The sequence below is a fragment of the Acinetobacter lactucae genome (genome assembly GCF_013122135.1).
In the GTDB taxonomy this organism is placed as follows: domain Bacteria; phylum Pseudomonadota; class Gammaproteobacteria; order Pseudomonadales; family Moraxellaceae; genus Acinetobacter; species Acinetobacter lactucae.
Window position 1 is genome coordinate 299,542 of the sequence record NZ_CP053391.1, and the last position, 22,901, is coordinate 322,442.

20 protein-coding genes and 4 tRNA genes are annotated in these 22,901 nt (G+C 39.9%); 14 read left to right on the plus strand and 10 right to left on the minus strand.

What is annotated here, in order from left to right; all coding sequences use genetic code 11:
- Positions 1–42 precede the first annotated feature (42 nt).
- Positions 43–993, plus strand: a complete 951-nt coding sequence (locus HLV59_RS01410; RefSeq protein WP_031949525.1) for a cation diffusion facilitator family transporter — start codon at positions 43–45, stop codon at positions 991–993.
- 18 nt (positions 994–1,011) lie between these two features.
- On the opposite strand, the gene HLV59_RS01415 is transcribed toward HLV59_RS01410, so the two are convergent.
- On the minus strand, positions 1,012–1,350 hold the full coding sequence (locus HLV59_RS01415) for a hypothetical protein (RefSeq protein WP_002117013.1): 339 nt from the start codon (positions 1,348–1,350) through the stop codon (positions 1,012–1,014).
- A 275-nt stretch (positions 1,351–1,625) separates the two neighbouring features.
- Between HLV59_RS01415 and HLV59_RS01420 the strand changes: the two genes are divergently transcribed.
- Complete coding sequence (locus HLV59_RS01420) at positions 1,626–2,573, plus strand: hypothetical protein (protein ID WP_016143676.1); 948 nt, start codon at positions 1,626–1,628, stop codon at positions 2,571–2,573.
- 92 nt (positions 2,574–2,665) lie between these two features.
- Here HLV59_RS01420 and HLV59_RS01425 read toward each other — a convergent pair.
- The 8 genes from HLV59_RS01425 to HLV59_RS01460 all read right to left on the minus strand — a co-directional run bounded on the left by HLV59_RS01425 (position 2,666) and on the right by HLV59_RS01460 (position 7,696).
- Positions 2,666–2,741, minus strand: a tRNA-Glu gene (locus tag HLV59_RS01425).
- A gap of 29 nt (positions 2,742–2,770) precedes the next feature.
- Positions 2,771–2,846: transfer RNA gene (locus HLV59_RS01430), tRNA-Glu, on the minus strand.
- A 121-nt stretch (positions 2,847–2,967) separates the two neighbouring features.
- Positions 2,968–3,867, minus strand: coding sequence for a lipase family protein (locus HLV59_RS01435; RefSeq protein ID WP_016143675.1), 900 nt, complete (start codon positions 3,865–3,867; stop codon positions 2,968–2,970).
- A gap of 120 nt (positions 3,868–3,987) precedes the next feature.
- The gene (locus HLV59_RS01440; protein WP_171429179.1) at positions 3,988–5,409 is read right to left on the minus strand and encodes an amino acid permease; all 1,422 of its coding nucleotides are present in this window, start codon (positions 5,407–5,409) and stop codon (positions 3,988–3,990) included.
- 128 nt (positions 5,410–5,537) lie between these two features.
- Positions 5,538–5,613 (minus strand) — tRNA-Glu (locus HLV59_RS01445).
- Between the two features lie 25 nt (positions 5,614–5,638).
- Positions 5,639–5,714: transfer RNA gene (locus HLV59_RS01450), tRNA-Ala, on the minus strand.
- Positions 5,715–5,771: 57 nt separating this feature from the next.
- Entirely contained in the window at positions 5,772–7,280 is a 1,509-nt protein-coding gene (gene gltX / locus HLV59_RS01455; protein WP_057106348.1) for a glutamate--tRNA ligase, read from the minus strand.
- Between the two features lie 116 nt (positions 7,281–7,396).
- Positions 7,397–7,696, minus strand: a complete 300-nt coding sequence (locus HLV59_RS01460) for a DUF4179 domain-containing protein (protein WP_171429181.1) — start codon at positions 7,694–7,696, stop codon at positions 7,397–7,399.
- 399 nt (positions 7,697–8,095) lie between these two features.
- On the opposite strand from HLV59_RS01460, the gene HLV59_RS01465 reads away from it, so the two are divergent.
- From HLV59_RS01465 to HLV59_RS01505, 9 genes are all read left to right on the plus strand, one after another.
- A complete protein-coding gene (locus HLV59_RS01465) occupies positions 8,096–9,097 on the plus strand; it encodes a sulfate ABC transporter substrate-binding protein (protein ID WP_016143671.1) in 1,002 nt (333 codons plus the stop codon).
- A 231-nt stretch (positions 9,098–9,328) separates the two neighbouring features.
- On the plus strand, positions 9,329–10,252 hold the full coding sequence (rsmH, locus tag HLV59_RS01470) for a 16S rRNA (cytosine(1402)-N(4))-methyltransferase RsmH (protein WP_016143670.1): 924 nt from the start codon (positions 9,329–9,331) through the stop codon (positions 10,250–10,252).
- Positions 10,252–10,584 (plus strand): cell division protein FtsL, encoded by a 333-nt coding sequence (gene ftsL, locus HLV59_RS01475; RefSeq protein WP_016142872.1) that lies wholly within the window; start codon positions 10,252–10,254, stop codon positions 10,582–10,584. The genes rsmH and ftsL overlap by 1 nt, the downstream gene beginning before the upstream one ends.
- An 11-nt stretch (positions 10,585–10,595) precedes the next feature.
- Positions 10,596–12,428, plus strand: coding sequence for a penicillin-binding protein PBP3 (ftsI, locus tag HLV59_RS01480; RefSeq protein WP_031949519.1), 1,833 nt, complete (start codon positions 10,596–10,598; stop codon positions 12,426–12,428).
- A gap of 3 nt (positions 12,429–12,431) precedes the next feature.
- A complete protein-coding gene (locus tag HLV59_RS01485) occupies positions 12,432–13,931 on the plus strand; it encodes a UDP-N-acetylmuramoyl-L-alanyl-D-glutamate--2,6-diaminopimelate ligase (RefSeq protein WP_171429182.1) in 1,500 nt (499 codons plus the stop codon).
- A gap of 8 nt (positions 13,932–13,939) precedes the next feature.
- On the plus strand, positions 13,940–15,340 hold the full coding sequence (locus HLV59_RS01490; RefSeq protein WP_171429184.1) for a UDP-N-acetylmuramoyl-tripeptide--D-alanyl-D-alanine ligase: 1,401 nt from the start codon (positions 13,940–13,942) through the stop codon (positions 15,338–15,340).
- Positions 15,341–16,459, plus strand: a complete 1,119-nt coding sequence (mraY, locus tag HLV59_RS01495; RefSeq protein WP_031949516.1) for a phospho-N-acetylmuramoyl-pentapeptide-transferase — start codon at positions 15,341–15,343, stop codon at positions 16,457–16,459.
- Between the two features lie 59 nt (positions 16,460–16,518).
- The gene (locus tag HLV59_RS01500; RefSeq protein WP_016143665.1) at positions 16,519–16,851 is read left to right on the plus strand and encodes a DUF7709 family protein; all 333 of its coding nucleotides are present in this window, start codon (positions 16,519–16,521) and stop codon (positions 16,849–16,851) included.
- A 2-nt stretch (positions 16,852–16,853) separates the two neighbouring features.
- Positions 16,854–17,678 carry a putative RNA methyltransferase gene (locus tag HLV59_RS01505; protein WP_171429186.1) on the plus strand — a complete coding sequence of 275 codons (825 nt, stop codon included), beginning with the start codon at positions 16,854–16,856 and terminating at the stop codon, positions 17,676–17,678.
- Between the two features lie 15 nt (positions 17,679–17,693).
- On the opposite strand, the gene ponA is transcribed toward HLV59_RS01505, so the two are convergent.
- A complete protein-coding gene (gene ponA / locus HLV59_RS01510; RefSeq protein ID WP_171429187.1) occupies positions 17,694–20,255 on the minus strand; it encodes a penicillin-binding protein PBP1a in 2,562 nt (853 codons plus the stop codon).
- Positions 20,256–20,415: 160 nt separating this feature from the next.
- Between ponA and HLV59_RS01515 the strand changes: the two genes are divergently transcribed.
- From HLV59_RS01515 to HLV59_RS01525, 3 genes are read left to right on the plus strand one after another with little or no spacing between them, the layout of a single operon-like run.
- On the plus strand, positions 20,416–21,474 hold the full coding sequence (locus tag HLV59_RS01515; RefSeq protein ID WP_016143662.1) for a pilus assembly protein PilM: 1,059 nt from the start codon (positions 20,416–20,418) through the stop codon (positions 21,472–21,474).
- Positions 21,474–22,115 (plus strand): PilN domain-containing protein, encoded by a 642-nt coding sequence (locus tag HLV59_RS01520; protein ID WP_016143661.1) that lies wholly within the window; start codon positions 21,474–21,476, stop codon positions 22,113–22,115. The genes HLV59_RS01515 and HLV59_RS01520 overlap by 1 nt, the downstream gene beginning before the upstream one ends.
- A complete protein-coding gene (locus HLV59_RS01525; protein WP_061875199.1) occupies positions 22,112–22,891 on the plus strand; it encodes a type IV pilus inner membrane component PilO in 780 nt (259 codons plus the stop codon). Before HLV59_RS01520 ends, HLV59_RS01525 begins: the two co-directional genes overlap by 4 nt.
- Positions 22,892–22,901: the final 10 nt, after the last annotated feature.

A 22,901-nucleotide genomic window follows, 5' to 3' on the forward strand; every position in this document is an offset into this window, starting at 1 on the left:
CCTTTAACTCACCATAAAGATAAATAATAAGGAGTCCGCAAAATGGGTGGACATCATGGTCATGACCATAGTCATGCTGTAGTGACTGAAGGTAATGCTAAGAAATTAACGATTGCCTTAGCTCTTACCACGACGTTTTTAATTGTTGAGGTCATTGCAGGTTTAATCACTCAAAGTTTGGCATTGCTGTCTGACGCTGCACATATGTTTACAGATGCAGCGGCTTTAGCAATTGCTTTGGTTGCCATTCAAATTTCCAAACGTCCTGCCGATAATAAACGTACTTTCGGTTATCAGCGCTTTGAAATTCTGGCCGCTTTATTTAATGCGCTCATGCTTTTTGTGGTGGCAATTTATATTTTATATGAAGCCTATATCCGCTTCTCTAAGCCACCTGAAATTCAAAGCTTGGGAATGTTGATTGTCGCGACCATTGGTTTGGTGATTAATCTCATCTCAATGAAAATCCTCATGTCGAGTGCCAATAACAGTCTAAATGTGAAAGGTGCTTACCTAGAAGTACTAAGTGATGCGCTAGGCTCGGTAGGGGTAATTATTGGTGCAATTATTATTTACTTCACCAATTGGTACTGGATAGACACGCTTATTGCAGTACTGATTGGATTTTGGGTATTACCAAGAACATGGGTTTTACTTAAACAGAGTATTAATATTTTGCTCGAAGGTGTACCCGAAGAGGTTGATATTGAGAAGCTGCGTGCCGATCTACTTTCGTTAAATGGTGTGGAGAGTATTCACCAACTTAAAGTGTGGGCAATTACTTCGAAAAATATTCATTTAACGGTTCACTTATTTGCACCGCAAGCTGACCGTACCAAGTTATATCAAGATGCTGTTGAAATGCTTTCTCATGAACATGGTATTGGTGAAGTGACATTGCAAATTGAGGATGATGCCGAGATCAATTGTCAGCATATTAATCAACACGCTTCACATGAACATGCTGACGAAAAACACTCACATCAGCATTAAGCTGATGTGAGTAATTCATTAGATTTCCCATTCGTTATTGCAATCACGACATTTCCAGTGTTTTTGTGACTGCATAAATGCTTGCATAGACAATTTAAAGTCAGGCAAATCACGCCAGAACATAAAACCTGCCCCTACAGTAACCACAAAAGCAACGACAGTTGCAATTTGAAGAGAACTACCTGCACCATTGCCAAAAATCCACATAAAAATGCTAATCACTACTAAGAGCAAAAGCACAAAAATTGCAGGAATCAAGATAACCAGACTTTTAGGAACGACAGGTTTTGCGCTGTTAACGCCTTGGCTCACAGGCATAATTTTAACACTTTGACATTTAGGGCAACGATATTGCATGGGAACTCCACATTTAGTTTGAATCTATTCTAACGGAAATGTGTAGAAAGAAAAAAATTTGTAAGATATCGATGAGATGCTTTGAGTTACCATAAAAATTACTTATGAATAAACAAAGAAATATAAAAAACTGATGATTTATCCGTACACATAAAAATTAAAATAATATTGTAGAGCATGCTAATCTACAGAAAAATGAAGTGTGATTAGCACAATAAATGAGCTTAAATACTCGTAAATAGGATGTGGAATAAATATAAAAAGGAGAGAGGGACTTGGGTCAACAAGATGACAATAAGTCGCAGCCTGCAACGACAGCATCGGTTTTAGCTACTCCAGATACCGCAAAACCGTCATTATCTCGTCGATTACTGCATAAGACATTACAACATGCCCAAGATGCAGTTGGGTTTGCAAGTGACACAACACGTAATATCGCAGAGGTTGCTGACGCTGCTTTGGATGCGCTCGACCAAGTCACTACTCATACGAGACGTGGAGTTGTCGGAATGACAAATCTGGCAGCAGGCACTGTAAGAGATATGGTGTCTGAAACCAGTGAGACAGCACGCCAAGTCGCGTTGATTATGGCGCGTACTTTTTTGGGCAAAAGTACCTTAACGTTGTACTTACCCGAAATGTTATTAAATAATCAAATTCGTAAGCGCATTGACCGCTCCGAAATTGATGATATTAAAATTAAATGCGGCAATGACAGTTTCCAAGTCGAAATCGATGGGCATTATCATCGCTTCATGTATCGTTTGAGTTTAGATTTTAAAGTATTGGAATGTCGTATTGGGCAGGAAAAATTCTTACGCCTACGTCAAATGGATGAAAGTCTCGATGTTCAGATTCGACATGGCGGTACCTTGTCAAATTGGGCTGTGCGTCGTATTGGTCGAGTTGGTTTCGAAGTGGTAAATATGTTACCTATTCCATCACTCATTAATCATTTGATTGGTGATATTCCCGGAATCCAACGCGATGGCCACCGCATGTGGTTTATTGACCTAGAGCAAGCAGGATTTATTGACTTTATTAACAACCGTTCATGGATGGTTGAAAAGCTTTTAAGTCTGACTGATTTTAGTATTTTACCAGGCTTGAATATTTTGAGAGAAAGTCGCGAGCTTGTGCAGCAGCTCGTAGATCAGTTTGAAATTAGGGGACTTCGAGTACAGTCTGGTCGTCTGGAAGTACAAGTAGGAATTGCGGGGTAATAGAACATATGAAAAGCTAATCATTGATTAGCTTTTTTATTTTTTTAGGCAAGAAAAAAGCCACTGGCGTTATGCAGTGGCTTTTTAGAATTTGGCGTCCCTACGGGGATTCGAACCCCGGTTACCGCCGTGAAAGGGCGATGTCCTAGGCCTCTAGACGATAGGGACTTATATGAGGCATACATCTGAAAAAATATTGGCGTCCCTACGGGGATTCGAACCCCGGTTACCGCCGTGAAAGGGCGATGTCCTAGGCCTCTAGACGATAGGGACGTTTCAGAGGTGGGCGTATATTAGGTCGATTTAATAAAAGTGTCAAATAGTTTTCTGAAGAAATATTAAAAAAAACAGTCAAGCGATTAAAAATAACTCAAATTGTAGAAAATATATACATTTAGCCTTCATTTTTCTGAAAAGGCTCAATAATTGTCTTTATAACTGACGGGTGTTGTAAATACCCTAAAATCTCATGGGGCTGATTGGCAAAAGTATAAATTTTCTGATTGATAATGGCAGGATCAAAATTAAAAGGGGCTTCGCATAATGGAAAAGCAGTCAAAAAATCATCCTGAGAGTAAAAGTTAAACCAATCACCGTAGATGCATGGTGGTCTAGAAATTGGACTCGGAAGCTTGCTCTGAATCACGCGGAAAGATAAAGGAGAAGCTAGCGTTATAAATCGTTTAACTGAAAACCGATATGCAGGGTTTGAAAAAAGATTAAAGGCAATAACTGAGCCGAGAGAATGGGCAACGATAATATAATCTTCGTCCTCCCGCATTTTCTTTAAAATCCGCTCATTCACTTCCTGCATAAATTCAGGATTAGATAAGTACATATAAGTTTCAATCAGAAACTGTTGAATCAAGCTCTCATGTAATTTAGGGAAGTTATTTAAAAGAACAACCAACTCTTTGAGTACCCGATCTTTTACGAGTTGAGAGGTGAGATACAGTCGTTCTGAAAAGCTTTTTTCAGCTTGGTCAGTTGAAGGTGATAATAAAGGTATAAATGGAGTATGTTCTTTCGTTGGAGGATTATTCTCATGTAAATGGATTGGCAAATAATTATTTAAAAATGATTTAGGTAACAAAGTTGTAAGATCTAATTGATTGCTGAGTTGATATTTGGTCATTAAATCGCCATAAAATGGCATATGGATATGAAGATCGCGGACATTAATTTTGCAAGGCATTTGTTTTAGGCCGAGCTTAAACACTTTTAACCAATGCTCTTTCAAGCGATGTGCTGTGTAGTTTTGTTGATTCATCCCGTGGATAAATATAATTTTCATTCTATACAAGATTTTGTTTTTAATATAAATTTTAATCTACAACGGTATGTTGTTTAAAACCAGTATGCAGGCAAAAAAAAGTGTAGCTTTTTGCTACACTTTAATTGAATAAGGGCTGGTTTATTCTTTATTACGATAAAAAATAAAATAACTGACATAACATAAAGCTGTGAAAATTAGACAGCCTACAAAACCAGAACGCATTTCAGGGTCTGCTGCCATACTTAAGCAAGTAATAAAACAGAAAACGAAACCTAAAATTGGCACAATAGGGAATAAAGGAGCAGCATATTGTAAATCTTTAACCGTATGGCCTGATTTATACCATTGGCGGCGGAAATTGAACTGACTTAAACAAATGCTCATCCATACAATAACCATGGTAAAAGCTGCTACGCCAAGCAAATTCTTAAAAATAGTCTCAGGTGCAAATTGCTCTGATAACAAACCTGGAATTGCACCGAACATAGTTACTACTAGAGCTACGATTGGTGTTCCACTTTTTGATAGGGTAGCAAATACGCTAGGTAGTAATTTCTGTTCCGACAGTGACCACATCATACGTGAAGCTGCATATAGGCCAGAATTCGCTGCTGAAAGTAGAGCTGTAATAATTACAAACCTAATAATGTCATCCGCATATGGAATGCCAATATAATTAAATACAGTAACAAAAGGACTGCTACTTACACCGTCACCGCCTAAACCCGCAAGTTGGAAAGGAAGTAAGGCACTAATAACAATGATGGTTCCGACAAAGAAAATAAGTAGGCGCCAGATCGCGGCATTAATTGCTTTTGGTACATTTTGAGCCGGATCTTTTGTTTCACCAGCTGCTACACCAATTAATTCGGTTCCTGAAAAAGCAAAATTAACAATTAACATGGTCGTAAAAATAGGAATTAAACCATGAGGGAACCAGCCTTGAGCTGTCAGATTGCTAAATAGCGGAGCAGTTTGAGTGTCATGGAATGGAATTAAACCAAAAATTGCTAATAAGCCGAGCACAATAAAGGCAATGACCGTAACAACCTTAACGAGGGCTAACCAGAACTCAGACTCAGCAAAAATACGTGTTGAACTAATATTTAAGCCAAAGATAGTAACTGCAAAAATAATTGTCCAAATCCACATGGAAATCTGTGGGAACCATTCTTGCATGAGTAGAGCTGCGGCAGTGAATTCGGTTCCAAGTGTTGCAGTCCAGGTGAGCCAGTACATCCAAGAAATCATATAGCCAGTACTTGGACTGATATATTTTTTGGCATAGGCACCAAAAGAACCTGAAACAGGCATGTGTACAGCGAGTTCTCCTAGGCAGAGCATGACCATATAAGCGATCGCGCCACCAAGAATATAGGCAATAATTGCGCCAATAGCTCCAGTTTGTGAAATGACTTCCCCTGAACCTAAAAATAAACCAGTTCCGATTGCTCCGCCCAGTGATAACATCACAAGATGGCGAGTACTCATGGCTCTTTTTAAAGGTGCAGTACTGTTCTGATGCTGATGAGCATCTAGTTGATTGTCAGATGGCTGCATATTACACATTGAGAGAATTAAGAAAGACGCTATTTTAGATAAAATAGACAAATGTGCAATCTAGAAAGAGATAAAGAATAAACAGTAAGGTGACGATAGAGTCTTTTAATAATTATTAAAGCAGAATATGGCGTCCCTACGGGGATTCGAACCCCGGTTACCGCCGTGAAAGGGCGATGTCCTAGGCCTCTAGACGATAGGGACTTGATGAGGCAAACACAAAGGAGCGTGGTGGAGTCAAGCGGGATCGAACCGCTGACCTCTACAATGCCATTGTAGCGCTCTACCAACTGAGCTATGACCCCAGTTTGTGTGAGCGCAATCTTAGGGTGAATGCGCTCACACGTCAACAAAAAAATGAATTAAACTTCGCTAGTTGCGTCATTTTTCGGCAATTTTAAGCTCTCATTGAGTTTTTCCCAATTTTTAACTTCTTTCTTGCTTGGCCCACCCACAATTTCTAGGGCATGACGTAAGCGAGCGAAAGTTAAGTCAGGCCCAAGCGTAACCATTGACTGCATCACTGGCGTTGAGCTCGTTGAGCCTGCAATTGCGATAAAGAACGCTGGCATAAAATCACGTAATTTAATGCCCATCTGATTCGCAAGATCCATTAGAGTTTGGCTAACGGTGTCATTATTCCAAGTAAACTGACCTTCAAGACGCCAAATTGCAAATTGTAAACTTTGACGAACTTGCTCTTGAGTCAATTTCTTACTTTCAAACATTTCAGCAGTAATTTGTGGCATATGGTTAAAATAGAAACCAGCCCAATTCACAGCTTCTGAAAGTAGATTAATACGTGGTTGAATAGCGGCAGCAATATCTTCTAAAGTGCTACGGTCACTCTTCCAAGTTAATAAACGGTCTAATAATTGACCTGGAGTTAACCCTTTGATCCATTGACCATTAAGCCAGTTCAATTTTTCAACATCAAAAATTGGTCCACCTAGTGATACACGTTGAATGTCAAAGTTATCCATCATATCTTGTAATGTGAAAACTTCTCTTTCATCTGGCATTGACCAACCCATGCGGCCTAAATAATTTAACAAGGCTTCTGGTAATACACCAATGTCGCGGTAGTAGTTAATCGATGTCGGGTTTTTACGTTTAGATAGTTTTGATTTATCTGGGTTGCGTAGCAATGGCATGTGGCAAAGTGTTGGCATGTCCCAACCAAAATATTGGTAAAGCAACTGATGCTTCGGTGCAGATGGAAGCCATTCTTCACCACGCAATACATGAGTGATTTCCATTAAATGGTCATCAACAACGTTAGCTAAATGATAAGTTGGTAAGCCATCTGTTTTAAGAAGGACTTGCATATCGACTTGTGCCCAAGGAATTTCAACTTCACCACGTAGCAAGTCATTAAATTTACAAACACCTTCTTCAGGTACTTTCATACGAATGACATGAGGTTCACCCGCTTCAAGACGGCGAGTTACTTCTTCTTGAGAAAGTTTTAAACCGCGGCCATCATATTTTGGTGTTTCGCCACGTGCTTGTTGTTCAGCACGCATTTGATCAAGTTCTTCTGCTGTTGCAAAACAGTAAAAAGCATGACCTTTTTCAACAAGTTCTAATGCGTATTGCTTATAAATTCCCATACGTTCAGATTGGCGATATGGTGCGTGCGGACCGCCTACATCTGGACCTTCAGACCAATTCAAACCTAACCAACGTAATGAATCCAAAATCATTTTTTCAGACTCTGGTGTAGAACGAAGTTGGTCTGTATCTTCAATCCTTAAAATAAATTCTCCGCCATGTTGTTTCGCAAAACACATGTTAAATAAAGCAATGTAGGCTGTGCCGACATGAGGAAAACCAGTAGGGGAAGGTGCAATACGAGTACGAACTTTCATAGATAAAGGGTCAGAATAAAAATTGAAACTATTATAACGAAAAAGCCCAGTATTCTGACGTTTTATTTAACGTCAGTCTGGGCTAAAACTGAAACGAAGAGGGGATGTTTCAGATTTTAAGAAGCATGCGGCTGGAAGATTGCCTGAACGAAACGTGAAAAACGTTCGTGTTGTGCAGCAAGAAAATTTTGAGTTGGTGTAACGCGAATCGTATTTAGAACTTTAAGCTCATCATTTGTAGAAGGTAACACAACAGGGTTACGTTTCTGCTGATCTAAAGCTTTTTCAATAAGCGAAGTTTGCTTATCTGAACCTGTTTTGTTTGGAATCTCTTTAAGTACAGCTGCTGCAGAGAACTGTGATGCCAAACCCAGCACCAAACTTAAGCTTAACGCTTTTCCATAATGAGTTTTCATTGTTAATCATCCCCTCTGTTTATTACATTTCATCTATTTTATGAATTTAACAAAATGTAAAATTACGGTAATGCTACGATTTAAACATAAATCTTAATAAAAAAGTTGAACTATGTCACACTTTTTACAAAATTTACCTATATTTTAATCTGGTCGACTCAAATGTAAACCATATGTATCCTTTACGCTTCATTATTTAACAAATTAATGTGTAGATAAAGTGAAGGTCCTAAATAAGTTATAAGAATAATTACAAAATTTTTCAAAAATGAAATAACTTAGACATTCTAAGCTATATATCTAAAAAAGATTAGTAAAAAAGATATAAATATAAGTAATTGATTGTAAAAAATAAAATTAAAAATATAGTAAAACTAAAACGAATGATGGATTTTGTAAATGAAAAAAATATCAATAATAGCAGTCGCTTTGTATATGGGAATGGCGGTAACAGCGGCTCAAGCAGCTACCTCTTTTTTAAATGTCTCTTATGACCCAACTCGAGAGTTTTATCAAGAATATAACCAAGCATTTGGTAAGTTTTGGAAACAGCGGACAGGGCAAGATGTTGAATTTAAACAGTCACATGGTGGATCTGGTAAACAGGCTCGCGCAGTAGCCACTGGACTTGAAGCTGATGTAGTAACGTTAGCGCTAGCAAATGATATTGATGAGATTGTGAAAGCTGGTTTTATTCAGCCAAATTGGCAAAAAGAATTTCCGAATAATTCTGCCCCGTATACTTCAACTGTCGTATTTCTAGTACGAAAGGGTAATCCAAAAAATATACGCGACTGGAATGATTTAACAAAACCGGGTGTGGAAATTATCACTCCTAACCCTAAAACAGGTGGAGCACCGCGATGGATTTATCTTTCTGCATGGGGGTATGCTTTAAAACAGCAAGGTGGAAATGATGCTAAAGCTCGAGAGTTAGTGAAAAAGCTTTATCACAATGTAAAAGTTCTAGATTCGGGAGCGCGTGGTTCACTTACGACATTTGCCGAACGTGGCATTGGTGATGTTTTGTTGTCTTGGGAAAATGAAGCTTTATTGGCAACGAAAGGACTTGATAAAGATAAATTTGAAATTGTTTACCCATCAATTTCAATTTTGGCAGAACCATCTGTTGCGATTGTAGATAAAACCGTAGATAAAGATGGGAATAGAACACTAGCAAAAGGCTATTTGAACTTTTTATATTCACCTTTAGGCCAAGAATTGGCGGCTAAGCATTATTTCCGACCGCGTAATGCTCAAGTGGCGTCGAAATATGCAGCGCAATTCCCAAAAATTAAATTATTTACCATTAATGATGTGTTCGGTGGCTGGGCTAAAGCTCAGAAAACTCACTTTGCCAATGGCGCTATTTTTGATCAAATTTATGGTGGCAAGCAGTAAATAAAATGTTTTAAAAATAGTAGACGAAATAGAAAATTTAAAAGCTAAATATTCATAGGGAAAGCAAGCAAACTTAAAAAAGTGAGCTTGCTTTCTTTTTTTGCTTAAAAAATGCTAACAAAACGGTTTTATCTATGAAAAATTAATATTTTCCTACAAAAAGCCGTTTGGCGTTGGTCATAAACAAGGTGATAATGTGCAGTTACATTTTTACGCAATGATTTAACACCTATGTCGCATATTTCTGTCTTACTTTTTGAGACCGTTGAGAGCTTATTGGCAGATCGCACAACAGGGGTGTATATCGATGCAACCTTCGGACGAGGTGGGCATACACGTTTATTGCTCTCGAAACTTGATGAAAATGCACGAGTATATGCATTTGATAAAGACCCTCAAGCTTTGGAAGTTGCGGCTGCTTTGGCGCAAGAAGATCCGAGATTTACCATTATTCATGCCAGTTTTGCTGATATTAAAGAAAAAATGCAGGAAATTGGTGTGATGAGTGTTGATGGCATTATGGCTGACTTAGGAGTGTCATCTCCTCAACTCGACCAAGCTGAACGTGGTTTCAGTTTTATGCAGGATGGTCCGCTAGACATGCGAATGGATAATTCCAAGGGGTTAACTGCAGCTGAGTGGTTACTTGAAATTGAAGAAGAACAATTAGCAAATATTATTTATCAATATGGCGAAGAACGTTATAGTCGACGTATTGCGAAAGCCATTAAACAGGCTGGAAAACTCGATACGACAGCCCAGTTGGCAGAACTTGTTAAAACAGCTCATCCAAAATGGGAAAAACATAAGCATCCGGCAACACGTACATTTCAGGCAATTCGTATTGCAATTAATAAAGAACTAGATGATATTGAAGTATTTTTACCGCAAGCTGTAGACTTATTAAAACCAAAAGGACGTTTGTCTGTGATTAGCTTTCATTCTCTTGAAGATCGCTTGATCAAACAATTTATTCAAAAAGAATCGACTTTGGCAGAAGATTTCGGCTGGGGAATGCCACAGCAACAGGTAGATACAAGAAGGTTAAAGAAAATTTCACGGGTCCGTGCGAGTGAAGAAGAAGTAAAAGCGAACCCACGTTCACGTAGTGCATGGCTTCGGGTTGCTGAACGCTTGGAACAAAAAGGCGCGTAATGAAAAGCAGTGATGAAATTGAAACCACCGAAAATAAAGTGGTGAAAAAAGTTGTGGTATACACCGTATTAGTGGCGCTTGTTTTTATCAGTGCCATGATGGTGGTATTTCAAGTATTTGAATATCGTCATGATTATAGAGAGCTTAGCTCTTATATGCGTGAACGTGATGATCTCAATGCTGAATGGGGACGTTTGCTTATTGAGCAACAAACCTTCGGTGCAACAGCACAGATTGGTACGCGTGCTGTAACCCAACTACGCATGTTTTCGCCACCTGCTGCAGAAACGGTGGTAATTTCTTTACCGATGACCTCAGAGCAAAATAAGTAAGGCCTTGCTGTATGGTAGATAAGCGAACAAAGCAAACACGGAAAAAACAGCAGTCTATTTCGGAAAAACCAACTCTTGCCTTTGATATGTGGCGGTTTTATCTGCTCTGGGCAACAGTACTGCTCTGTTTTGTTGTATTAATTGCACGTGCATTTTATGTACAAGTGATTAATAAAGACTTTTTACAAAACAAGGCCAATGCCAATATTTTGCGTACAGAACGTATTGAGGCAATGCGTGGGGTGATTAGCGACCGTCATGGCGTGCCTTTGGCAATTAGTACGCCGATTATGAAAATTGTCATTGATCCACGTGATTACTTTGATACTAAGCACCTATATGAAGAAATCACAGCGGAACTAAAAAAAGATCCAAATAATCGTAAGTTGAAACGACAATTACCAGATAAAAACCTAAACCTTGATGAGTTGGCGGATGTGGTTGGTTTAGATCGTGCAGACCTAAAAAAACAGATGAATGCACGTCCACGGTCTCGTTATTTGGTTTTGAAAAAAGAAGTGCCGCCACAACAGGCCGATCTGATTACAAAGGGTAACTTCCAAGGCGTTTATGCTGAGAAAACATATAAGCGTTATTATCCTCAACCACAGCCAAATGCTCAGATTATTGGTTTAACCAATAGTGAAGGTCAAGGGATTGAAGGCTTGGAAATGCAGTTGAATAAGCAACTGTCTGGTGTAGATGGCGAACAAAAAATTATTCGTGATAAACGTGGTAATCGCTTAAAAGTTTCAGAAGTTATTCGTGAAGGTGAGCCGGGCGAAAACATCACTTTAAGTATCGACTCTCGTTTGCAATATATTATGTACCGTGAGTTAACGGCTGCTGGTGTTGCAAATAATGCCCGTTCGGCGACAGCTATTGCTGTAGATGTTAAAACAGGCGAAATTCTGGCCATGACCAGTTGGCCTTCTTATAACCCGAATGATAAAAACGGTTTATCTAATAAAGATGCCATGCGTAACCGCGGCGCGATTGATATGTTCGAGCCGGGTTCTACCATGAAACCTTTTACAGTTTCTGCCGCACTCGAAACTGGACAATATACGCCAAATACAATTGTCAACACTTCACCAGGTTCAATGCGTTTAGGCTGGCATACCATTCGTGATACCCACAATTATGGCGCTTTGACTGTTAGTGGCGTAATTATTAAGTCATCAAACGTGGGTTCGGCAAAAATTGCGTTGTCACTTCCTAAAGAAACATTACCAAGCTTCTTTAACCGTGCTGGTTTTGGTAAACGTTCTGCTGTGAAGTTCCCTGGCGAAAGCTCTGGTTTAGTACTTCCTGTAAGCAAATTAAACTCTTCTCAACTTGGGACCATGGCTTATGGTTACGGTCTAAATGCAACTATTCTTCAGTTGGCGCAAGGCTATGCAATGCTTGCAAACCATGGCGTAAAAATGCCTCTAAGCTTGCATAAGCTCGATCAAGCACCTAAAGGTGAGCAAGTTCTTGCTCCCAAAATTGCTGATCAGGTTTTACTCATGCTCGAGCAAGTGACGATGCCAGGTGGTACTGCAAAGCAAGCTAATATTCCGGGTTATCGTGTTGGTGGTAAAACAGGTACTGCTCATAAACTTCGAGCAGACCGTAAAGGTTATTCAAATAATGAATACCGTGCTTTATTTGCAGGCGTAGCTCCGATTAGTGACCCTCGATTAGCAGTTATAGTCGTTGTTGAAAATCCACAAGGTCGTTATTACGGTGGTTTGGTTGCAGCTCCTGTTTTTGCACGCATTATGCAAGAATCATTGCGCTTAATGAATGTACCGCTTGATAAGCCTCTTGATACTCCAGAAAATCCTATTCGCAGGTAAGCTATGTCTGTTTCTTTCCAAGAAATTAATCCAGTCAAGATCGATGCACAGTGGTCTAAACAACCTTTTCAGGGCTTTAGTTTAGACAGTCGTAAGGTGGCATCAGGTCAGATCTTTATCGCTTTGACCAGTTATAGCCAACCTGAAAAAATACGCGCTTTTGCTGAGTCAGCTTTAGCGAATGGTGCACTTGCCATTATTAGCGAGACTGAGTTAGGCGTAGTGAATGAGTGGGTGTGTTCTGATGTGCGTCAACGTATGGGTGAATGGCAAGAACGTTATTTACAGCTTATAGATCCCGTAACACCAGTTCGTATTATTGCAGTGACTGGTACAAATGGTAAAACCACAATTTCGCGTCTAGTGGCTGAATTAATTAGCTCACAACAACAGCGCTGTGCTGTGATGGGTACTACAGGCAATGGTATTTTGCCAGACTTAACACCATCAACTCACACGACGCTTGATGCTTTACAACTGCAAAATGCATTGCATGATTATGCAAAACAAGGTGCGACTTTTGCTTCTTTAGAAGCAAGCTCACATGGTTTGGAACAAGGTCGTTTAAATGGTTGTGCAATTGAGATTGCTGTTTATAGCAATTTGAGTCGTGACCATCTGGATTATCATGGAACTTTAGAGGCTTATGCAGAAGCTAAGGCTCTTTTATTCCGTTTTAGTTCTTTAAAAGTAGCCGTTATTAATTTAGATGATGAGCATGTTGCTCTCATGATCAATGCGGCAAAGCAAAATCCTGCTCAACCGAAAATTTTAACGTATTCACTTACTCAAAATACTGCTGATTATTATATTACTGACCTGAGTTACAGTTTAGGGGGAGCGACATTTAATTTAGTGAGCCCGCAAGGTTCTTTTGCTGTGCAAAGTCCATTGTTAGGGCATTTTAATGTCGAAAACTTGGTTGCAGCACTTATTGCTGCTGAGCAAGCAGGTTTTGATTTAGAACCATTAGTTAGCTTTGTTCCTAAACTGATTGGTGCACCTGGCCGAATGCAGGTTATTCGTGATGGTGAGCGTTTATTTGTTGTTGATTATGCGCATACACCAGATGCATTAATTCAAGTGCTTAAAACCTTAAAACGTCATGTGTCTAATCAACTTTGGGCTGTATTTGGGTGTGGCGGGGACCGCGATCGCGGTAAGCGCCCATTAATGACTCAAGCAGCTTTAGACGGTGCAAATCCAGTTATTTTGACGTCGGATAACCCAAGAACAGAAGACCCTGAACAAATTTTTGCTGACATGAAGCAAGGAATCGACTTTTCAGGGCACCGTATGCATGAAATTCATGACCGCCGTGAAGCAATTAAATTTGTTGCACAGCAGGCTCAGGCTGGTGATATTGTTGTGATTGCCGGTAAAGGACATGAAAATTATCAAGAAATTAATGGCGTACGTCACTGGTTTGATGATGTTGTTGAAGTGCGTTCTGCGATTGATGCACAACATCACACTGTAGACGCTGCTTACCCTGCACAATAGGACAAATTATGCATACTTCAACCACCAGTACCGTGCCTTTGGAACCGTGGACAGCTCAACAATTACAACAGGCAACACAGGGCTACTGGCATAAAGACCAAATCCCTCAAACTGAAATTAAACGTATTTTGACGGACTCTCGTCATGCGGAAACTGGGGATGCCTTTTTAGCACTAAAAGGTGAGCGTTTCGATGCGCATGATTTCGTTGCGCAAGTTGCTGCAAATGGTTGTCAAATAGCTATTGTTGAACGTCCTCTAGATGTAGATATTGCACAACTCGTTGTTGCTGACACCCGATTGGCTTTAGGGCAACTCGGTGCTTATCGCCGTGAGCAAAACTCACAATTAAAGGTGATTGCCTTAACGGGGAGTAGTGGTAAAACTACAACCAAAGAAATGCTGGGAAGTATATTGTCGCGCTTAGCACCGACACTAATCACCCGAGGCAATTTAAATAATGACCTTGGTGTACCAATGATGTTGCTAGAGCTTCGCAAGGAACATCAATATGCGGTGATGGAGTTGGGTGCAAGCCATCAAGGTGAGATTGATTACACATCAAAACTCGTTCAGCCTCATGTTGCGGGCATATTAAATATTGGTACAGCTCATTTAGGCGAGTTTGGTGGTCGTGAAGGTATTTGCCGCGCAAAATCGGAAATTTATCGTCATATTTTACCAAATGGCGTTGCAATCGTGCCGCAACAAGATGACTTCACTGCCGAAATTCTTGATGCTGCAAAAGCTCATCATATTTCTACATTTGGTGTAGGGGGCGATGTCTATGCAACAGATGTGGAATTATTACCTCAGTCAACGAATTTTAATCTTCATACACCGCAAGGTAGCAGTGCAGTTAAGCTTCCTTTTGCGGGTGAGCATAATGTTCAAAATGCGACCGCAGCTGTAGCTTTTGCTTTAGCGATTGGTATTGGACTAGAAGATATTGTCCAAGGCTTAGAGCAAGCTCAGGGAGCCAAAGGTCGTCTTAACTTTATTCATAAATCACCTTACTTATTTATTGATGATACCTACAATGCCAATCCGACTTCTATGCGCGCTGCTGCACAAGTGTTGTTGCAGCAACAAGGCATAAAAGTGATGGTCATGGGGGATATTGGTGAATTAGGTGATAGCAGTTGGCAAGAGCATCATGATTTGGGTCGTGATCTTGCTGAGCTTCCTTTAGACCATATTGTTGCTGTTGGACAGTTCGCTCCAGCAGCTATCGAGGGTGCAGACTCTCATTCTAATAAAGTGAAAGCATTTCAGACACAAGCTGAGGCGCTTCCATTTTTAATCAATCTAATCCAAACACATCAACCCCAGTCCATGAGTTTCCTGTTTAAAGGTTCTCGCTTTACTCATATGGAAACGTTGATGGCTGATTTGATGGAGAAACTTTAAATGCTGTTATGGTTGTTTGAACAACTTGCGGGCTATCACAGCTCGTTTCAGGTCGTTCGTTATTTAACATTACGTTCTTTACTCAGTGTATTAACTTCACTGACCATTGGTCTGGTCCTTGGGCCGATCATGATTCGTAAATTACAAGCGTTAAAATACGGTCAGGCAGTAAGTTCGTTTGCTCCTGAAAATCATGCTAAAAAAATGGGTACACCAACCATGGGCGGAATTTTAATTCTGCTTTCAATTGGTATTAGTACTTTGCTATGGGCTGATTTATCTAACCCTTATGTCTGGATTGTGCTTGGTGTAATGGTTGTATTCGGTGCTGTAGGCTGGGCAGATGACTGGATTAAAATTCGCTATAAAGACAATGCTGGTTTACCTGCACGTAAGAAGTTTTTCTGGACTTCTGTTGCATCGCTGGGTGCTGGTATTGCGTTGTATTTAATCGCAACTCAACAGTCCAATGCAGAACATACGGCAAACATGCTGGATTTATTGATTCCATTCTTTAAGAATCTTTCAATTCCACTCTCAATTGTTCCGTTAGGTCTGGCATTTATTATATTTACCTATCTGGTGATTAATGGTGCTTCTAACGCAGTTAACTTAACAGATGGTTTAGATGGCTTGGCAATTATGCCGGTTGTCATGGTAGCTACGGGCTTAGGCGTATTTGCTTACTTATCTGGTGACATCCGTTTCGCTAACTATTTACATATTCCATATGTGAAATATACATCTGAACTCGTAGTAATCTGTTCTGCCATGATTGGTGCAGGTTTAGCATTCCTTTGGTATAACGCGCATCCTGCTCAAGTATTTATGGGTGATGTCGGCGCTTTAGCTTTAGGTGCGATGCTTGGAACAATTGCAGTTATGGTTCGTCAAGAAATCGTATTTGCAATTATGGGCGGTGTATTTGTAATGGAGGCAGTATCTGTATTCTTACAAATCGGCTCCTTGCGTATGCGTAATAAACGTGTGTTCTTAATGGCGCCGCTGCATCATCACTATGAAAAGCAGGGCTGGAAAGAAACGCAAGTTGTAATCCGTTTTTGGATTATTACAATTATATTAGTAGTTTTAGGCCTAATGACTTTAAAATTGCGATAGATCTTATTTTAGTGTCAATATAAAGCCAGTTCTACTGGCTTTTTTTATTGGAGAGGTGAATGACAAAAGTTGCTGGTCTAGATCAATTATCTGTGATTAATCAAAAAGTAGTTGGAGAGGGCGAAGTATTACCTCAAGTTGTACTTAAAGATGGAAGTCAGGTTCAAACAGGAACTGTAGCCACAATGCTGCACAATATTGAATTATATAATGCAGGGCAAAGGGGACAAATTGAGGAAGAGTTAAAGATCGCAATTCCAACCTTGGTCAAAGTGGGTCTGTTTGATTTGTTTCAGGTAGATGAGTGGATTAGTGGTACAAATGCAGGCCGTACCTTTGTTGGACTGCATGCAAAGGCTTATTTACAACAAAAAGAACAAGAGAATAATTAAAAGTGGCTAAGCAAATTTTAATGTGTCCTGTGTGTCGTCAGTCCCTAAATTTAACTGAAAGAACTTGGCGATGTGAGCAAGGACATAGTTATGATGTGGCTAAACAAGGTTATGTCAATTTACATGTTGTGCAACATAAACATAGTAAAAACCCAGGGGATACGCCCGAGTCTGTAGATGCGCGCCGAGCTTTTTTACAAGGTGGTTATTATCAGCCTTTACAGCAGGCTGTAGTCGCTTTATTAAAGCAACTCAATGTAAAAGCGATACTCGATATCGGATGTGGCGAGGGCTACTATACAAGTGCTATGCAGCAAGTCGTTGAGCAGTGTGTTGGTGTTGATATTGCAAAAAATGCCGTACAGCGCGCAGCAAAGCTGAATAATGAGGTAACTTGGGTTGTAGGGACAGGAGCGACTTTACCTGTACTAGATCAGAGTATGGATGCCTGCACCAGTTTATTTAGTCCGATTCCACAAACAGAAATTGCGCGTGTTTTAAAAGATGAGGGTTATTTAATAGTTGTTACGCCTGCCTCGGAACATTTGTATGCCATGCGTGAAGCTCTTTTTGAACAAGTGAATCCTCACACGCCAGAAAAGTTTGTAGAGCAACTACAAGATTTGTTTGAGCTAAAACAAGAGCAAATTATTGATGCGCCTTTTGTGCTTGATCAACAGGCTTTAAGAAATCTGATTGCTATGACGCCTTATGCTTACAAAGCTTCTCCTGAGCGTCGCTTGCAGTTAGAGCGGCAAGCGCAATTAGAAGTAACAGCATCTTTTCAAATTTATGTCTTTCAGAAGCGCAATAAAAAAGCCATCTAACGATGGCTTTTTCTATTATTCAATCTGATTAATCAGATTTTCTAATTCATCTTTTTCACGCTTAGGCGCAGGCTCCTGTGAAGGTTTCATAGCGGGAGGTGCAGCCTTAGATGGAATAACAATTTCTTCACCCGGTAAATCAGAGAAGTCATTGTCATTGCTCAGTTTCGGTTGTGGAGGTGCTGGGCGATAGAGTGGACGTGCTAATGGGGGAGCTGCACGATAAGTTTTCTTATCGCCTACTTCAGTAACGGTTTGTTGTTTGTCACGAGAAATAGGGCCTTGAGCATCTTTATCTAAACGAACCCAAGCTGCTGGCGTACCTTGTAATGCTTGACCCATAAAATTAATCCAGATTGGTAATGCAGCAATACCACCATATTCACGGCGGCCAAGCGTAGTCGGTTGGTCAAAACCAACCCATGCTACAGTCACTAACTTGCCGTTGAAGCCTGCAAACCATGCATCTTTTGCATCATTCGTAGTACCTGTTTTACCACCTAAATCACTACGGCCAATTTTAAGTGCTGCACGACCTGTACCATGCTCAATTACATCACGTAAGATATTCGCCATATCATAAGCAGAGCTTGATTTTAAAATACGTTGAGCTTGGCGATATTGACTATTGTTTTTGTCAGTCTGTTTAAGATTAAGCTGCTTAGCTGCGTTTTCTTTCTGTTCTATGTCTTTATTCGTAACTTCGATGACTTCATCATCAGTCGTTTTAGGTTTTTGCTCATCATCCGTTGTGTCAGGTGCATTAATACATGGAATACATGCGTATTCTGGTTTGGCTTCATAAATGATTTTGCCGTAAGCATCTTCAATACGTTGAATGAAATGCGGTTGAACACGGTAGCCACCGTTTGCAAACGTTGCATAACCAGTTGCCATTTGAATTGGTAATACTTGAGGAGTACCTAAGGCAATGGTGTAGTTACGTGGAATTTGATCTTCTTGTAAACCAAAATCCATAAATAATTGGCGAGTACGTTCAATCCCTACTGTTTGTAGAAGTCTTACTGATACAGTATTACGAGACAAATATAAAGCACGACGTAATGGGATCATACCTAAGTAACGCCCATCAGAATTTCGTGGTGTCCATTTACCAATCGTAATTGGACTATCATTCACCATGCTATACGGTGTCATGCCTCTTTCTAATGCTAAAGCATAGAGGAATGGCTTAATGGTAGAACCCGGTTGACGCCAGCCTTGTAGGGCACGGTTAAATTTTGATTGGTAGAAGTTATAGCCACCTACAATTGCTTCAATTGAACCATTGTTAGGATTGATGGCAATGAGTTGGCCCTGAACTTTTGGAACCTGGACTAAAGACCATGCGGTCTTATTGTCATTTGGACGTAAGCGAACAATATCTTTAACTTTCACAATTTGAGATGCACGTGAAGGAGCCCCACCTACACTATTTGCACTACGATAGGGACGTGCCCATGACATGCCTGACCACTGTACAGTAACGGTTGAGCCATCTTGCATTAATGCTTCAAAAGAGCTGCTATTTACCTTAGTGACTTGTGCGGGATAAGTGTTGGCATAGGCTCTAAATTCAGTTAACGGTTTATCATGTGCTTCTGCACCACGCCAGCCATGACGACGGTCATACGCTTCAAGACCATCTTGCACAGCTTTTTCTGCAATTGCTTGGCGTTTAGCATTAATTGTTGTGTAAACTTTATAACCAGAATCAATCGCTTGTTCACCAAAATGCTTTACAAGTTCTGAACGAACCATTTCCCCAACATAGGGATGAATATTATTTAAATCCCGATTGGGCATGTTTAAATTAATCGGCTCTGCAACTGCTTTTTGATATTCTGCTTGAGAAATATAACCCAGCTGTAACATACGGCCTAAAATCCAGTTGCGTCGTTCGAGTGCGCGTTCTGGATTAACTACAGGGTTGTATTTAGAAGGCGCTTTTGGCAAACCTGCAATCATGGCCATTTGAGCAATGCTAAGCTCATTAATGCTTTTGTTGTAATAAATTTTGGCTGCAGCCGCGATACCATACGCATTTTTCCCTAAGAAGATTTTATTCACATAGAGACTTAGAATTTCTTCTTTGGATAAATTCTGCTCAATTTTTCGAGCCAAAAAGATTTCGGTTATTTTACGCTTTAGGGTTCTTTCTGGACTCAAATAATAATTCTTTGCAACTTGCATGGTAATCGTTGAACCACCAGTTTGCACATCTGAACCTGTCACACTTTCGCTCAGAGCTCGACCTAAGCCTTTAAAACTGATCCCGCTATGTTCAAAGAAAGAAGAGTCTTCTGCTGCTAAAAATGCATGGATGAAAGCAGGAGGAATTTGTTTGTATTCAACCGGAATAGAAAGCTTACCACCGTACTCCGCAATCAGTTGATTATCTGAAGTATAGACCTGTAGTGGTTTTAAAAGCGGAGCTTTTTTTAGTGAACTCATTTCTGGAAGCGATGGGGCGATATAGAGATACATGCCATAAAAGCCCATCGGAAGTGAGACTAAGATAATAATAATGATCAAAAAAATTGGACGCACGAAGCCCAAACTGGATAGCTTTTTCATGATAAGTAAGCTTTAATAAGATCGAATACAAACTAATTGCGGTCAGTATAGCCTTTAGACATGCGGATTGTTAGATGAGATATTGTATCCGTGTAAAAATAAAGATCGAGATTATTGGTTTGTAATTTTTTTGGGGATAAAAAAATAATAGGACAATAGTGTGCTCAGGTTATATCGTAAACCGAATAAGGGGTTAATGGGTGTCGATATTAGTTCGACTTCTGTTAAGTTGTTAGAGCTCTCTGTTAAGAACGGTAAATATTGGGTGGAAAGCTATGCTTTAACACCTTTACCTGAGAACAGTGTAGTTGAAAAAAATATCTTGAATCCTGAAGCAGTTGCAGAAGCTTTGGAAAGGGCGATGAATTTAGCAAATCCCCAAACCAGTAATGCTGCAATTGCTGTTCCAACATCGACGGTTATTCATAAAACTATCGAAATGGATGCAGATATGAACGATGATGAGCGTGAAGTTCAGATTCGATTAGATGCGGAGCAATATATACCGTTCCCTTTGGATGAGGTGAGCCTTGATTTTGAGGTTTTACCAGATCGACTGCCAAATCCAAATCGTGTGAATGTACTTTTAGTCGCAACGCGCACAGAAAATGTTGAAACACGCGTAGAAGTACTGGAACTGGTAGATTTAACGCCTAAACTTGCTGATGTCGAGAGTTATGCTGTCGAGCGTGCTTTTAGTGTGTTTGCTGATAGCTTACCCATGGGTGCAAGTACCATTGGTATTTTAGATATTGGCCATACCATGACCACATTATCGGTTATGCAAAATGGCAAAATCATTTACACCCGTGAACAAGTCTTTGGCGGTAAACAGCTTACTCTCGAAATTCAAAGCCGTTATGGTTTGTCATTAGAAGAGGCGGGACGGGCTAAAAAAGAACGTTCTTTACCAGATGATTATGACATCGAAATCTTAGAACCATTTCTAGATGCTGTAGTGCAGCAAGCTGCTAGATCTCTACAATTTTTCTTCTCTTCATCCCAATTCAATGAAATAGATCATATTTTGCTTGCAGGTGGTAATGCCAATATTCCAGGCCTTGCGAAATTGTTGCAGCAAAAACTTGGTTACCGAGTCACTATTGCTAATCCGTTTTTACAAATGGGCTTTTCTCCTCAAGTCGATATTCAAAAAATTGAAAATGATGCCTCATCATTAATGGTGGCGTGTGGCTTGGCCTTAAGGAGTTTTGATTAATGGCAACAATTAATTTACTCCCTTGGCGTGATGGGCTTCGGGAGCAGCGCAAAAAACAATTTATTATTTTATGTTTTGGGGTCGTTGTTTTGGGGATAACCACTGTATTTTCTGGGTGGTTTTATTTGAATCAAAAACTCAGTGATCAAGAACAAGCGAATCAACTCATTATCAGTACAAACCAGAATCTAGATCAACAGCTTAAAACCTTAAATGGCTTGCAAGAACAGCGTGACGCAATTATTGAGCGTATGAAGCTCATCCAAGGATTACAAAGTCAGCGTCCAGTCGTTGTACGTTTGGTGGATGAATTGGTACGCGTGACTCCAGCAGCCATGTATTTGACTAAATTCAGCCGAACTGGAGATAAATTTACCATTGAAGGTAAAGCGGAAAGTCCAAATACAGTTGCAGAGTTATTACGTAATCTCGAAGCATCACCATGGTATCGCAACGCTTTTATGAATTCTTTCTTAGCGACTGAAGAGAAAAAAGATAAGGCTGTAAGTTCTTTGCTTCCTCGAGTAGAAGATAGCTATGGCAGTTTTGTTGTTACTGTTGATGTAGGGGAAATGGGAGTGACTACAACAGATGATACCGCCAATACGTCTGTAGGTACGGATAAGGAGGTAGCAAAATGAGTCCTCATGAACTTCATGAGCTGTCTTTAGAACAAGCTCCATCTAAGAAAAAAAAGATCACTTTAGAAAAATTTCTTCAGCAATTTAATACACTCGATATGAACAGCTATGGTAGTTGGCCATTATCTGTGAAAATTACGTGTTGGATTTTTATTTTCTTTGCTGTATTGGCCTTGGGCTATTTTGTTGCTATTCAGCCAAAGCTCCAAGCAATTGATAATGCTCAGGCACAAGAAAGTAATTTATTAAATGAGTTTCGAGAAAAAGACTCAAAATTACGTAATTTGCAGCAATATCAGCTTCAACTTCAAGAAATGCAAGCCAACTTCAACCAGCAGTTAGAACAATTGCCAAAAGAAACCGAAATTCCAAGTTTAGTTGAAGATATTAACTTAACGGGGGTGAATTCTGGTCTGAAGTTTAAAAATATCCGCTTAGAAGATGAAGTGAAGCAGGAAATTTTTATTGAACAGCCGATTACGATTGAGGCAACAGGCGATTATCACGCTTTCGGTGCTTTCGTGAGCAGTATTGCGGCATTACCGCGTATTGTGACGATGCATGATTTTATTGTTGAAGCTGCTCCTGTTAAGGATAGTAAATCAGATATTCCTGTGCTTAATTATTCTATCAAAGCAAAAACTTATCGCTATATGGGCGCTGGGGAAAACCAAAATAATAATGACCCACAAGGGGGAAATGGTGAGACGCAAGCCAACACCTCCGATAGCCATAATGTAAATATTCCTTCTATCAAGAAGTCAAAGCGAAAGTAGGAGGATAATT